This is a genomic window from Pseudoalteromonas sp. Xi13, from assembly GCF_003952205.1.
Taxonomy (GTDB): Bacteria; Pseudomonadota; Gammaproteobacteria; order Enterobacterales; family Alteromonadaceae; genus Pseudoalteromonas; species Pseudoalteromonas atlantica.
On record NZ_CP034439.1, the window covers coordinates 511,206 to 526,618 of the forward strand.

The 15,413-nt window shown below is 39.7% G+C and carries 11 protein-coding genes; all 11 read left to right on the forward strand.

All coding sequences use genetic code 11. The features are described 5' to 3' along the window. Positions 1-99: 99 nt before the first annotated feature. The 11 genes from EJ103_RS02240 to galU all read left to right on the forward strand — a co-directional run bounded on the left by EJ103_RS02240 (position 100) and on the right by galU (position 15,368). Positions 100-1,347 (forward strand): hypothetical protein, encoded by a 1,248-nt coding sequence (locus tag EJ103_RS02240; protein ID WP_241232292.1) that lies wholly within the window; start codon positions 100-102, stop codon positions 1,345-1,347. A gap of 5 nt (positions 1,348-1,352) precedes the next feature. Then, on the forward strand, positions 1,353-3,125 hold the full coding sequence (locus EJ103_RS02245; RefSeq protein ID WP_126005832.1) for a glycosyltransferase: 1,773 nt from the start codon (positions 1,353-1,355) through the stop codon (positions 3,123-3,125). A gap of 128 nt (positions 3,126-3,253) precedes the next feature. Continuing rightward, the gene (locus tag EJ103_RS02250) at positions 3,254-4,159 is read left to right on the forward strand and encodes a glycosyltransferase (protein WP_064386131.1); all 906 of its coding nucleotides are present in this window, start codon (positions 3,254-3,256) and stop codon (positions 4,157-4,159) included. 2 nt (positions 4,160-4,161) lie between these two features. Further along, positions 4,162-5,031, forward strand: a complete 870-nt coding sequence (locus EJ103_RS02255; RefSeq protein ID WP_064386129.1) for a glycosyltransferase family 2 protein — start codon at positions 4,162-4,164, stop codon at positions 5,029-5,031. 1,407 nt (positions 5,032-6,438) lie between these two features. Further along, on the forward strand, positions 6,439-7,347 hold the full coding sequence (cysD, locus tag EJ103_RS02260) for a sulfate adenylyltransferase subunit CysD (RefSeq protein WP_029773230.1): 909 nt from the start codon (positions 6,439-6,441) through the stop codon (positions 7,345-7,347). 96 nt (positions 7,348-7,443) lie between these two features. Beyond that, positions 7,444-7,788 (forward strand): four helix bundle protein, encoded by a 345-nt coding sequence (locus tag EJ103_RS02265; protein WP_126005834.1) that lies wholly within the window; start codon positions 7,444-7,446, stop codon positions 7,786-7,788. Positions 7,789-7,905: 117 nt separating this feature from the next. After that, the gene (gene cysN / locus EJ103_RS02270) at positions 7,906-9,318 is read left to right on the forward strand and encodes a sulfate adenylyltransferase subunit CysN (protein WP_126005836.1); all 1,413 of its coding nucleotides are present in this window, start codon (positions 7,906-7,908) and stop codon (positions 9,316-9,318) included. 265 nt (positions 9,319-9,583) lie between these two features. Then, complete coding sequence (locus EJ103_RS02275; protein ID WP_126005838.1) at positions 9,584-11,320, forward strand: SLC13 family permease; 1,737 nt, start codon at positions 9,584-9,586, stop codon at positions 11,318-11,320. 896 nt (positions 11,321-12,216) lie between these two features. Further along, positions 12,217-12,828, forward strand: a complete 612-nt coding sequence (gene cysC / locus EJ103_RS02280) for an adenylyl-sulfate kinase (RefSeq protein WP_029773235.1) — start codon at positions 12,217-12,219, stop codon at positions 12,826-12,828. Between the two features lie 102 nt (positions 12,829-12,930). Next, a complete protein-coding gene (locus EJ103_RS02285) occupies positions 12,931-13,887 on the forward strand; it encodes a DHHA1 domain-containing protein (protein ID WP_126005840.1) in 957 nt (318 codons plus the stop codon). 560 nt (positions 13,888-14,447) lie between these two features. Further along, a complete protein-coding gene (galU, locus tag EJ103_RS02290; protein WP_126005842.1) occupies positions 14,448-15,368 on the forward strand; it encodes a UTP--glucose-1-phosphate uridylyltransferase GalU in 921 nt (306 codons plus the stop codon). Positions 15,369-15,413 lie beyond the last annotated feature (45 nt).

A 15,413-nucleotide genomic window follows, 5' to 3' on the forward strand; every position in this document is an offset into this window, starting at 1 on the left:
TTGGCTAGAGTTGGCTGCTGCGGTAATGAATTTATAGGTTTAAGTTAAGTCATAGACTTAAAATATAAAAGCTTCGTATATTGCGCTACTCTTGCAACTATGTGTTTGGAGGTCTTTATAAACACGGTTAATTTAATTATACATATTGGCCCGCCAAAAACAGGTACATCGGCTATACAAAAGTGGTTAAAAGATAATACTGACTTTTTAAGAACGCATGGAATTTTTTACCCGCAGCACAAAGAAGATAGCAACGGTATTAGTTCTGGCAATTTTTTATCTGTATTTGACCCTCTTAAAGGTGATTACAAGTTAAACCTAAAGCGTATAGAAGAGCTTAAAAATAAAACGGCTGCAAATAACTGTCATACATTATTATTGAGCTCGGAGTTTTTTTTCCATCGTTTATTGCCTTTAGTAAATAATCTGCCCAATGTGCGCTGTATTGCTTATGTAAGAAACCCTGCAGAATTGCATGAATCTCATTATAACCAGTCCGTTAAAAGACATGGTAATGTGGCCACCATAAGACGAGCAGATTCGTTACCTATGAACGCTTTAAAAGTATTAGGTGATTATGCTAGTAAACTTGGTGATAGGCTTATTTTACGCGCTTATCATGAAGATTTATTTTTAAATAATAGTATTGTTAATGATTTTTTAACGGCTATAAATTTGCCGGCAGAAGAAGTGGCTAATATAAGCTGTACTAAACGTATTAATACTAGCTATACGCTTGAGGCTTTAGAGGTTAAACGTTGGTTTAATAGATATGAGTTAGGGAGTAATTCAAACCTTTTAGACCGTATTTTGCAGTCATATAGTAATGGCGTTACGCGTTTTACTTTTGTTGGTAAGCACCAGTTTAATGATTATAAGCGACAATCTTTAAAGTGGTTAAGGCAGTTAAATGAACAAGCTCCTTTTGCAAATGGCGATAAATTAATAAAAGCTGTACATGATCAAGCACATCAAAATTTTTATAAACAAGAAATAAGTATGCAGCAATGCGACTCTGTACTTAGGTATATTGCTAAAGAGAATATTGCTTTGCTAACTAATTTGGCGCTTTGCGTTTATGCTCAGCCCAACGTTGAAGATAAACCTCCTTTTACGGATGTTTTATTTCAGCTTGTGCCCCCAAGAGCTGCAGTGCCAAACTTATTGCAATACACTAAGCGTGCGTTTGTAAATAGCTATAGTTACAAAATAGAGAGCTTTGATGATTTAAATTACACGCAGGGCAACCGTAAATTTAGAGTTAGTGTTAATAGGCTTCTTAGAAAGCGATTTAGCTTAGTTGCTTATTTAAAGGTACGCTTGTTACTACTTAGCTTAAAGGCGTGAAGTAATTGAAATTTTTTAGAAAAGTATCAGTAAAAATAGTCAAAGCGCTTTTAAGTATATTGCCTCAGAGCCTTGTGGATAAAGTAAAGCAAAACCCTAGGCTGGTTGCTGCGTATAGTCGTAATTTGCATAAAAGTGGTTTGCTATATCAACTACAAACGCTTGATGAGCTTAAGCGCTCTTACGCTGATTATATTAACGAGCATAACGGCTACCTTGCTGAGCAAATTACACACTTTGGCGAGACGTGCAAAACTGATTGCTCGTTAATTGTGTGCGTTACTGATTACAGCGCTAATAGTTTGCTGGCTACGCTTAAAAGTATTAAAGAGCAACATGCTGCTTTTTCAAATGTAGTTATTTATTGCTCGGCAAACAATACAGTTAAAATAAATGAATTTTTATCGTTACACAGTGCTTTAAGTTTTAAGGTAGTTACTAGCTTAAATACAGAATGCTTACCCCCTAAGGTAGTTAATAGCCCGTGCTTTTTTGTATTCGCTGGTGATGTATTGCATCCGTATTTGGGGTTTGTGTTAGCTACTGAGTTATCAAGCTCATCTAAGCTTGCCTATGTTGATACCGATTTTTTAAACGAAAAAAGCCTACAAAGAGAGTTTGCCGACTTTAAACCTGGTTGGAACCCCGATTTGCAGCTAACAAATGGCTATATTAGCTCAGGCATTTGGGTTAAAAACGTAGGTGACTTTAGCGCTGCAAAGCTCCCCCTCAACACATTTATGTTAAGTGTATTTATGTGTACGCGTTATATTAGTAACCCTAAGGTAAGAGTTGAGCATATATCTCAAGTATTACTTTCTCGCCCATCTAACTTACCCAAGTTTAGTAATGCTAAAAAGCAATTAAGCGCTTTATATGCCCCGTTTGCTAGTGTTATGGAGTCGGCTTTACCTAGTGTTTACTTACGTTGGCATTTAAATACACAGCCATTGGTTTCAATTATTATTCCTACCCGAAATGGTTTGGCGTTGGTAAAAGGCTGTATTGAATCTATTTTAAATAAAACAACTTACAGTAACTATGAAATATTACTCATTGATAATGGCTCTGATGACCCTGAATGCCTTAAATACTTTAACCAATTAAGCAAGCATTCAAAAATAAAGGTGCTTAATTACGCGGGCGAATTTAATTATTCAGCTATAAATAATTTTGCAGCTAAAAATGCCACCGGCGAAGTGCTGGCACTTGTAAATAACGATATTGAGGTTATTGAACCTAACTGGCTTACAAATATGGTTAGCCATGTTATGCGAGACGATATAGGTTGCGTAGGAGCTAAGCTTTTATATTCTGATAATCGTATTCAGCATGCAGGTGTGGTTATGGGTTATGGTGGCGGTGCAGGGCATGGCCATAAGTATTTTCCTAGTGATCACTTTGGTTATATGAATCGCCTGATTGCTACACAAAATTACAGTGCGGTTACGGCAGCTTGTTTGCTTATTAAAGCCAAAGATTTTTGGGCTGTTGGTGGCCTTAACGCAAAAAAGCTGGCTATTGCGTTTAATGACGTAGATTTATGTTTAAAAGTAAGAGAGCTAGGTAAGCGTAATTTATATTGCGCAGAGGCGGTATTGTATCATCATGAGTCGGTTTCACGCGGGCATGAGGATACCCCCGAAAAAGTTAAGCGCTTTAACGCTGAACTTGCTTATTTGCAAACTACATGGGCGGATGTAATAGCGGCCGACCCTGCGTATAACCCTAACTTAACGCTAAAAAGAGAAAATTTTGCAATTAAGTCTTTTAGGTAGTTAATAAAAGTGTAAACCAACGCTATTATTGAATATACGTTTTTTGAATCAATTATTAAATTACGCTACACTGTATTTACTATGTAGATAACTGTTTTTTGGTTGTTTTATCTTTTTATAGAGAGAGTATGATCCCAATATCGGCAACTAATAATCAGTTTATATTGCAATCTACTTACCCTATTGCAAGTAGTGTAAGCATAGTATGTGGTATGTCTGTCTATATTAACGACCGACTAGAATGGGTAAAGCAAGCGGTTGAAAGCGTTTTAAATCAGACCTTACCAGCAGATTTATTTATGATTGTACTTGATGGTGAAGTAGCTGACGATATAGCTATTTATTTAACCCAAGTAGAAAAAGAAAACTCCAACTTAGCGCTTGTACATGGCACAACAAACAAGGGTTTAAGTGCGTGTATGAACTACATTATTGACTCGACCCTACCATTAAATCCTCGGTACTTTTTTAGAATGGATGCCGACGACATTTGTGTGCCTCACCGTTTTGAAAAACAAGCGACGTTACTTGATAAGCATGATGATGTTGACGTGCTTGGCTCTGCCCTTTGGGAGGTAGATGAGCAAGGTAATAGGGCGGGAATTCGCAGGTTACCCCTTACTCATTCTAAATTGCTGTATGCGTTTTCGCGTCGTTGCCCTATTAATCATCCTACGGTGGCAATTAGGTATAGTGTATTTGCACGTGGCCATAGGTATTTGCCTAACATGCGTAACACACAAGATTATTTTTTATGGATTGCACTGGCTGAAGATGGCTGTAAGTTTGCTAACGTAAAAGAGCCATTACTTCACTTTAGGCGCATTAACGGTTTTTATAAGCGCCGGGGTAGGGGGAAATCGGTAAATGAATTTAAAGCGAGACTTTTAGCTATGGATTCGCTTAAGCAAAAGTCTTTACAAAATTATTGTTATGCGTTGTTTGTATTAATTTTACGAATGATGCCTTCATGGATTATAAAAGTTGCATATAAAGCCGACCGTTTTATATTAGGCTTAAATAAACACAATTAATTATGATTGGTGCAGTTTTAGTTGTTTATAAGCCCGATTTAGCGTTAACAGAACGCCTACTCACTCGTTTATACGGGCAAACCGAAGAAGTGGTTATTGTTGACAATAGCCCAACCCCGCATGATTTTACTAAGGTAATTAAGCATTACCATTATATTCACCTTGCTGATAACTCTGGCATAGCGCATGCGCATAATGCCGGCTTACTGTATTTATTAAAGGCAGGGTGCGAGTATGCGATTTTACTCGACCAAGACAGCTTAATCCCCAGCGATATGGTGTTTAATTTAAGTAGTTTGCTTAAAGCATCTAACAAAATTAAACAAAACGTTGTAGCCATTGGCCCGCGCATTAGATGTAGTTTTTCAGATAAAAAAGTTAACCCTAAAATACAAAAAGAGGTATTTGAGTACGACGACCTAGTGGGAGTTACGCAAATTATAGCCTCGGGCATGATGATAGATTTAAGTGCACTTGACCAAATAGGTTTAAAAGACGAGTCGTTGTTTATTGATGGAGTAGACCATGAGTGGTGCTGGCGCGCTCGCAGTATGGGGTTTGATATAGCCAAAGCTAAAAATGTAGAAATGGTGCATAGGCTTGGCGACTCACGTAGTAAATTTATTGGCGTTACTTATAAAGTAGGCGCACCAATTAGGCTTTATTATCAATTTAGAAATATTTTACTTTTAAGCCGCAGGCCATATGTTCCAACATATTGGAAAGTTAGGTGTTTGTTTTTTATGCCTATAAGGCTTTTTTTAAATTCTGTTATGCAAAAAAACAGGCTTAAGCGCTTAGGGTTTATGCTTCAAGGCATTGTTGATGGCGTGCTTGGCCGCAAAGGCCCGTATAAGTCACATTGGAAGTGAGTGAAAGATTATAGGTTTAGATAGCAAATAAATTTGTGTTTGTAGACGCGCAGCTTGCTGGCGTTTAAAAAGCAGCGCTTTTACATTGGTTATTACATTTAAAACCATGAGAAGCTTAGCTTCTAACGTGTGCAAGCTTCACGCCTACGGGTGATAGCGATGGGCCGCGGGCAACGCGGTGGTTAAATTTTTTGTAGGCGCCTTGCTTGCTGGCGCGTTGTATAAAAGTATAGATGTTTTAATTTTTTGCGCGAGCAAGCTTCACGCCTACGGGTGATAGAGGTGGGCAACGGGCAATGGGCAACACGGTGTTAAATTACTTGTAGGCGCCTTGCTTGCTGGCGCGTTGTATAAAAGTGTTGATGTTTTAATTTTTTGCGCGAGCAAGCTTCACGCCTACGGGTGATAGAGGTGGGCAACGGGCAACACGGTGTTAAATTACTTGTAGGCGCCTTGCTTGCTGGCGCGTTGGTATTAAAGTATAGATGTTTTAATTTCTTGCGCGAGCAAGCTTCACGCATACGGTTGATAGAGATGGGCCGCGGGCAACGGGCGGCACGGTGTGAAATTACTTGTAGGCGCCTTGCTTGCTGGCGCGTTGTATAAAAGTGTTGATGTTTTAATTTTTTGAGCGAGCAAGCTTCACGCATACGGGTGATAGCGATGGGCCGCGGGCAACGCGGTGGTTAAATTTTTTGTAGGCGCCTTGCTTGCTGGCGCGTTGTATAAAAGTGTTGATGTTTTAATTTTTTGCGCGAGCAAGCTTCACGCCTACGGGTGATAGAGGTGGGCAACGGGCAATGGGCAACACGGTGTTAAATTACTTGTAGGCGCCTTGCTTGCTGGCGCGTTGGTTTAAAAGTATAGATGTTTTAATTTCTTGCGTGAGCAAGCTTCACGCCTACGGGTGATAGCGATGGGCCGCGGGCAACGGGCGGCACGGTGTTAAATTACTTGTAGGCGCCTTGCTTGCTGGCGCGTTGTATAAAAGTGTTGATGTTTTAATTTCTTGCGTGAGCAAGCTTCACGCCTACGGGTGATAGCGATGGGCCGCGGGCAACGGGCGGCACGGTGTTAAATTACTTGTAGGCGCCTTGCTTGCTGGCGCGTTGTATAAAAGTGTTGATGTTTTAATTTTTTGCGCGAGCAAGCTTCACGCATACGGGGGATAGCGATGCGCAACGCGCAACGCGGTGGTTAAATTTTTTGTAAACGGCAAATTTGTTAGCGTAACACACGCAGGTAACGTTAGCTGTACCCTTGTGAGTTACGTGAAATGTATACATATTGCATGCGTTGATAATTAAACTTAGACTATAAGCGCATCGCAGTTTTAAAACGGTCAATAAAAGAATCGGTAGCATTGGCTAGAATGGATTTTGACAAATTAGGATATAAACAAACATTATGAATGAAGAAAAGTTAACTCATTTAAAGGCGCTTGAAGCCGAATCTATTCATATTATGCGTGAGGTTGCTGCTGAGTTTGATAACCCGGTAATGCTTTACTCTGTAGGTAAAGATTCGTCGGTTTTATTGCACTTAGCACGCAAAGCATTTTACCCGGGTAAAATTCCTTTTCCGCTTATGCATGTTGATACTAACTGGAAATTTAAAGAAATGATCCAGTTTAGAGATCAAATGGCCGAAAAGTATGACTTTGACCTAATTGTTCATAAAAACCCAGAAGGTATAGCAATGGGCATGAGCCCATTTGTACACGGCAGTGCAAAGCATACAGATGTTATGAAAACTCAAGGCCTTAAGCAGGCGCTTGATATGAATAACTTTGATGCTGCATTTGGTGGTGCTCGCCGCGACGAAGAAAAATCGCGTGCTAAAGAACGTGTTTATTCTTTCCGTGATAAAAATCACCGCTGGGATCCTAAAAATCAACGTCCAGAGCTGTGGAATGTTTATAACAGTAAAGTAGATAAAGGTGAGAGCATTCGTGTGTTCCCGCTTAGTAACTGGACCGAGCTAGACATTTGGCAGTACATTTACCTTGAAGGTATTGAAATTCCATCATTATACTTTGCTAAAGAGCGCCCTGTAGTTGAGCGCGATGGCACGCTTATTATGGTTGATGATGAGCGTATGGAGCTTGAAGAGGGCGAACAAGTACAAAATAAAATGGTTCGTTTTAGAACGCTTGGTTGCTACCCGCTAACGGGTGCTGTTGAGTCTGTAGCACAAACCCTTCCTGAAATAATTCAAGAGATGCTGCTTTGTACTACGTCTGAGCGTCAAGGGCGAGTAATTGATAACGACTCTGCAGGTTCTATGGAGAAGAAAAAAATGGAAGGTTACTTCTAAAACAAAGCTATAAGTTTAAAGCCGTAAGTTGTAAGTAAAACAAGTGCTATATAGATTTTAAATCTTAGATCTGATGACTTTATTAAAAGGATTATTATGAACTTTGAAAAGCTAGAAGTATGGAAACGTTCAGCAAGGTTATCCGCACAAATTTATAAAATAACAGCAGACTTACGTGATTATGGCTTTAGAGATCAACTCACACGTGCAGGACTATCTGTACCGAGCAATATAGCAGAAGGGATGACAAGAGACAGTAATAAAGAAAAGTGCCGCTTTTTAGATATTGCACGTTCATCTCTTTCAGAAGCCCGAACCCAGATTTATATCGGCATAGAAATTGGTTATATAAATAACGATACTGGCCGTGAATGGGTTATAGAATCCAAAGAGTTACACGCTATGATCAATAGCCTAAAAAACTCAATAGCAACAGAATAATGCTTATAGCTTATAGCTTATAGCTTATAGCTTATAGCTTATAGCTTATAGCTTATAGCTTATAGCTTATAGCTTATAGCTTATAGCTTATAGCTTATAGCTTATAAAGGACTTAAAATGACCGAACAAACACAACCAAACTTACTTGCTACAGATATTGAAGCTTATTTAAAAGTACACGAAAACAAAGACATGCTACGTATTTTAACATGTGGTAGCGTGGATGATGGTAAATCTACATTAATTGGCCGCTTGCTTTATGATAGCAAAATGATTTTTGAAGATCAGATGGCTGCCATTGAAAAGGATTCAAAACGCTTTAATACCACTGATAACGATTTTGACTTATCTCTTTTAGTGGATGGCCTGCAATCTGAGCGCGAGCAAGGTATTACGATTGATGTTGCGTACCGTTATTTTGCAACAGATCAGCGTAAATTTATTATTGCCGACACGCCTGGGCATGAGCAGTACACGCGTAATATGGCAACGGGTGCTTCTACGTGTGATTTAGCTATTATTTTAATTGATGCGCGCCACGGTGTGCAGGTGCAAACACGTCGCCATAGCTATATTTGCTCTTTATTAGGTATTAAAAATGTAGTTGTCGCTATTAATAAAATGGATGCGGTAGGTTACGAGCAGTCGGTTTATCAAAACATTAAAAAAGATTACCGCGAGTTTGCGCAGGATCTTTCGTTTGATGATGTACGTTTTGTGCCAATTTCGGCGCTACGTGGCGATAATGTGGTAAACGAAAGCGAAGCTATGAGCTGGTATCCTGGTTCAACGTTAATGAAGCTGCTTAATACTGTGCAAGTTAAACACGCAAAAAATGATGAGTTTAGATTGCAAGTTCAATATGTTAATCGCCCTAACTTAGACTTTAGAGGCTTTAGCGGTACTGTGGCTGCGGGTGATATTAGAGTTGGCGATACGGTTGCTTCACTACCTTCAGGTAAAGAGAGTAAGGTTAAATCAATTGTTACTTTTGATGGCGACCTTGAAAAAGCATCTGCAGGTATGGCTATTACACTAACGCTTGAAGATGAAATAGATGTAAGCCGTGGTGATATGCTGGTACGTCCGCATCAAAAGCCACACTCAGCTGATAACTTTGAAGCAGACGTAGTATGGATGACCGAAGAAGCCTTACATGTAGACCGTGAGTACGAAATTAAAGTAGGGAGTAAATCGGTGTATGGATACGCTGAGGTTATTAACTATAAGGTTGATGTAAACACGCTAGAGCAACAAGAGGCATCACAATTAAATCTAAACGAAATTGGTAATTGCCAATTTGCATTAACAGCGCCTGTTCAATTTGATGCGTATGATGTAAATAAACATACTGGTGCGTTTATTGTGATTGACCGATTAACTAACGTTACGGTTGGTGCGGGTATGATACGTAAGCCATTAGATGGAAAAGGCAACAAGCCTAAAAGCGAGTACTCTGCGTTTGAAGTTGAGTTTAATGCGTTAGTTCGTAAACACTTTCCGCATTGGGATGCAAAAGTAATCCGTTAGATTACTCAAGATATAGCGGGCTTTTATAAGCCCGCATTTTATTAACTAACCTGAACTCTGTTTAAGAGACTTACAAACATATTGAATTATAGTGATATTTAAATTTATTATCTCTAGCCAGAGATTTTCAATGAAAACAAGGCGAATTTACGCGTCAATAGCTGGCCTATTGCAAGTAAGTTTAACGCAGTTAGCACTGAAAATAGCTGCTAGAGATAGGTTTATTATCCAGGGTTCAGGTTAACTAAGGATGGCTACTTAAATCATGCCATTAGATGCATATCTAACGCTTTGTATTTTTGCTCTAACAATTTTAGGTTTAATTGTTTTACAAACGCGACCAGTTGCTGTTTTTGGTGCAACACTTATTGCTTTAATCGCTTGCGATTTAGTGAGTAAAGACCAGTTTTTAACGAGCATTGCTAACCCAGGACTAGTGACGTTAATTTTATTAGTGTTGTGCTCGTTAGCGCTTGAAAAAACGCGTTTATTAAGAGTTATAGCGTCTAAAACAATTGTAGATAGTTATCATTCTACATGGCTTAGGTTGTTTGGTGTAACGACCTTTTTTTCGTCTATTTTAAATAATACCGCGGTTGTAGCTACACTGCTTTCGCCTATTCGTAATAACCCCCATCATTTTGCCAGTAAGTTATTATTACCTTTGTCGTATGCCTCTATTTTAGGTGGAACGCTTACGCTAATAGGTACCTCTACTAATTTAATCGTTAACTCAATGTATATTGAGGCGTCGGGTAAGTCGTTATCGTTTTTTTCATTTACTGCTGTGGGTGCTATTTTGGTACTTTGCTGCGGCTTGACGATGTTTTTTTGTACCCGAATGTTACCGAGTATAGAACAAAATAAAGTGACATCTGAAGGCTACTTTATAGACGCGAAGGTATCTGCAGATTCTGAGCTTGTAGGGCGTTCTGTTGAGGTTAATGGGCTTAGGCATTTAGAGTCTTTATTTTTAGTTGAAATAGTCCGGGAGGGGAGGCTAATTAGCCCTGTTTCTCCGTCAGAGGTAATACATCCAGCTGATAGGTTAATATTTTGCGGAGACATAACTAAATTATTGCAGCTTGGGCAGTTTTCAGGGTTAGAAATTTTTGCTGAAAAAAATGGCACTTTAAATAGCAACCTTACAGAAGTAGTTGTTAGGCAGGAAAGTATAATAGTAGGGCGTACGCTTAAAACTACGGGGTTTAGGGCATTGTTTGATGCTGCTGTAGTGGCAATAAGGCGTGACGGCGAGCAGGTTTCGGGTAAGTTAGGTGATGTGGTTATTCGCTCTGGTGACTTTTTAGTATTAGCCGTGGGTGATGATTATAAATCTAGAACAAATATAAATAAAAACTTTTTAACCTTATCCGGTGTAGAGCCTGAAAGTAGAATTAATGGCTGGCGAGCATGGTTTTCTATAGGTGGCTTTATAACCACAATAGCGTTGGCGGCTGTTGGCGTGTTAGATTTGTTAGAGGGTCTGGTGTTATTGCTCGGGGGCCTTTTATTTACTCGTAGCTTAACCACCAATGAGCTGGTAAGGCGATTCCCCATTGATATATGGCTGGTGGTTTCGTCAGCTATTTTACTTTCGAACGCGCTGGTTAACTCTGGCGTGGTTGAATCGTTAGGTGGATTTATAGGTCAATTTGATGACCCTAGGTATGTGTACACTGCATTTGTATTAGTTTACGTAGTAACTTGGTTAATGACCGAGTTTGTAACGAATAACGCTGCTGCGGCGTTGATGTTTCCTATAGGCTATACCGTGGCTTTAGGGTTTGGTGTAGATGTATTGCCTTTCGTAATGGCAGTAGCCTTTGCGGCAAGCGGAAGTTTTATTAGCCCTTATGGTTATCAAACTAACTTGATGGTATTTAATGCTGGTAATTACAGGTTAAACGACTTTGTGAAAATAGGCTTACCTATTAGCATAGTGTATGCACTTGTTGTGCTGGTGTTTGTGCCTGTGTTTTTTCCGTTTAGTACTAGCTGAAAAACATTGAGTTAAGAGCTTAGCGCCTGTGTTATAGGTTAGGGTTTTGTAGACGCGCAGCTTGCTGGCGCGTTGGTATAAAAGTGCAGATGTTTCAATTTCTTGCGTGAGCAAGCTTCACGCCTACGTTGAAAATAGGCGTGATGGTTAAATTTACTTGTAGGCGCCTTGCTTGCTGGCGCGTTGGTATAAAAGTGCAGATGTTTCGATTTATTGCGTGAGCAAGCTTCACGCCTACGGCGAAAATTGGCGTGATGGTTAAATTTACTTGTAGGCGCCTTGCTTGCTGGCGCGTTGGTATAAAAGTGCAGATGTTTCAATTTCTTGCGTGAGCAAGCTTCACGCCTACGGCGAAAATTGGCGTGATGGTTAAATTTACTTGTAGGCGCCTTGCTTGCTGGCGCGTTGATATAAAAGTGTAGATGTTTCGATTTATTGCGTGAGCAAGCTTCACGCCTACGGCGAAAATTGGCGTGATGGTTAAATTTACTTGTAGGCGCCTTGCTTGCTGGCGCGTTGGTATAAAAGTGTAGATGTTTCGATTTCTTGCGTGAGCAAGCTTCACGCCTACGGGTGATAGCGATGGGCCGCGGGCAACGGGCGGCACGGTGTTAAATTACTTGTAGGCGCCTTGCTTGCTGGCGCGTTGATATAAAAGTGCAGATGATTCAATTTCTTGCGTGAGCAAGCTTCACGCCTACGGCGAAAATTGGCGCGGTGGTTAAATTTACTTGTAGACGCGCAGCTTGCTGGCGTTTAAAAGCAGCGCTTTTACATTGGTTATTACATTTTAAAGCCATGAGAAGCTTTGCTTCTAACGTGAGCAAGCCCTAAACAATATAATATAGAGCGTTATAAGTTTCAGGCTTTAAATAATTTAAAATAAAGGTGCTTTAATGAGCCAAGATGAAAACATAGTATGGCACGCACAAACCGTGTCGCGAGATAAAAAGCAGCAACACAAAGGTCATAAGCCTGTATTACTTTGGTATACTGGCTTAAGTGGTTCAGGAAAATCTACAGTGGCAAATGCTGTTGAAGCAAAGCTATTTTCGTTAGGCTGCCATACTTATTTGCTTGATGGCGATAACGTGCGAATGGGTTTGAACAAAGGGCTCACATTTAGTGACGAAGACCGTATTGAAAATATTCGCCGCATAAGTGAAGTTGCTAAGCTATTTGTTGATGCGGGCCTTATTGTATCTACTGCGTTTATTTCGCCATTTAAAGCTGATCGCGCTCAGGCTCGAAGTATAGTAAATGAAGGTGAATTTGTAGAAGTGTTCATAGATACACCGCTTGCTGTTTGCGAAAGCCGCGATCCAAAGGGCCTATATAAAAAAGCGCGCGCAGGCGAAATACCAAACTTTACAGGGATTAGTTCAGCATTTGATGTGCCTGAAAACCCTGATATACATGTTAAAACGGCCGAGCAAACCATTGAGCAGTGCGCTGATCAAATTGTAGATTATTTAATTAATAACAAGATTGTAAATGCTAATAGCTAAAAGTTACCAACTAAGGAAAGCGAGTTAGTGGCAATAAGCTGCGGTTTTTACGTGCCCTTTAGTTATATTGGCATCTTTTTTGTTTATGTATTTGAGAATATTATGAAATACGACATTTTTAATGGTGATGCCGACGGCATTATTGCCTTATTACAGCTGCAATTAGCAAACCCGACAGATACCATAAAGGTAACGGGTGTTAAACGCGATATTCAATTAATGCAAAAAATCACTCCGCAAGAAGGGGACTGTATTAGGGTATTGGATATTTCGATGGAAAAAAATATGCCGGCTCTTCACGATGCTTTGTGTGTTGGGGCGCGTGTTATGTATGTAGATCACCATAAAGCTGGCGATATACCTAATCATGCTAATTTATTTGCACACATAGATTTAGATGCGAATATGTGTACCAGTTTAATTGTCAGTGATTTAATAGATAAACAATTCCATTTATGGGCAATTACTGCTGCCTATGGTGATAACTTATTTGCAAAGGCTGATAGCGAGGCCGATAAGCTTGGATTAACCGAACTTCAAAAGTCACAGTTGAAAGCATTTGGTACTTACATAAATTATAACGGCTACGGTAGTGAAGTGGCTGATTTACACTTTGCACCAGAAGATTTATTCGAGCTGCTTTTGCAGTATAAGTCGCCTTTTGATGCAATTAACGATAAAAGCTCAGTTTATTATACTCTTGAGCAAGCTTATAAAGCTGATATGGAAAAAGCCGCTAATGCGCAAATACTTCATGATTGCGATACAGCTAAAGTAATTTTATTAGAGGATGCCGCTTGGGCTCGCCGAGTAAGCGGCGTTTTAGGTAATGACCTTGCTAATCAGTCACCAAATAAAGCCCATGCAGTATTTACGTTTAATAACAAAGGCAGTTACTTAGTGAGCGTTAGAGCCCCCCTAACTAACAAGCAAGGCGCTGTTGATATATGTAGTAAGTTTGATACGGGCGGTGGTCGTGCTGCCGCTGCTGGCATTAATGAGTTACCTAAAGCGCAAGTAGAACACTTTATCAAAGAGTTAGTAGAATATTACATATAGTTAGGCCAAGAGCTGAACTATATTAAGTTTTATTGTAGACGTGCAGCTTACTGGCTTTTAAAAGCCGCGCTTTTACAGTGGTTAATACATTTTAAAAACGCGAGAAGCTTTGCTCCTAACGTGAGCAAGCTCTACGTCTTCAGCTGAAGATTGGCTCGATGGTTGAGTTTGCTTGTTGGCGGCACAAGTTAAACTTATAAATTATTTTTTATCTCATTTACTTCACAAAGAGGCCAAGAGGGCGCTGCGCTTTAGAAGAAGCAATAAGCTTAAAATAAGGGCTTGTTTTATGTCTTTTCATTTACTCTTATTTCACTTCTGTTTGTGCAAAATATTAAGTGATTTGTTAACTAAAACGGGGTGTTGTAGCAGCGGCTTTATGCCGCGTTTTTTGTGAGTGTGTATTTTTAATGGCACTTAGTTTTTAAAATTTACGTAAGCAAGCTCTACGTCTGCAGTCAAAATTAGCGCATTATTAAATATATTCAGGTTGTATCTACTTAAAAGTTGCTAAGTTAAGATCAACGTATAAATTTTTATTTCAAATTAAAGGACTACCCATGAAAGCTGTTATTCCTGTTGCCGGCCTTGGCACTCGCATGTTACCTATGACTAAAGCAATTCCTAAAGAAATGCTACCGATTGTAGATAAACCACTCATTCAATACATAGTGAGTGAGTGTGTAGCTGCCGGTATTAAAGACATTGTACTTGTAACGCATAGCTCTAAAAACGCCATAGAAAACCACTTTGATACCAGCTACGAGCTAGAAGCTACTTTAGAAAAGCGTGTTAAGCGTGCTTTACTTGAAGAAGTACGCTCTATTTGCCCTGCTGATGTAACGGTAATGAGTGTACGCCAAGGTGAAGCTAAAGGCCTAGGGCACGCTATTTTGTGTGCAAAGCCAATTGTAGGTGATGACGACTTTATAGTATTACTCCCTGATGTAATACTTGATGCTTATACGGCCGATCAAAAAACTGAAAACCTAGCCGCGATGATCAAACGCTTTAACGAGACTAAAGCAAGCCAAATTATGCTAGAACCAGTAGCACAAGATGATGTAAGCAAATACGGTATTGCTGATATTAACGGCGTGCAGTTAACGCCAGGTAACAGTGCGGCAATTAAAACAATGGTTGAAAAACCTGATGCAGATAAAGCACCATCAAACCTTGCTGTTGTTGGCCGTTATGTACTGAGTAAGAATATTTGGCCGCTACTTGCCAAAACGCCAGTAGGCGCTGGTGGTGAAATACAGTTAACAGACTCTATTGATGCGTTAATGACTCAAGAAACCGTTGAAGCATTTCATATGAGTGGCCGCTCGCACGACTGTGGCGATAAGCTAGGTTACTTAAAAGCGATTGTTGAATACGGCATGCGTGATACTAAGCTTGGCGACGATTTTGGACAGTACTTAACTACACTGGTTAACGATGAGTCGAATTTGCAATCTGACAATGTTGTAAACTTATAAGTAATAATGCTTATTGGTTCAACTTGAATTAATTGCATTGTAAAA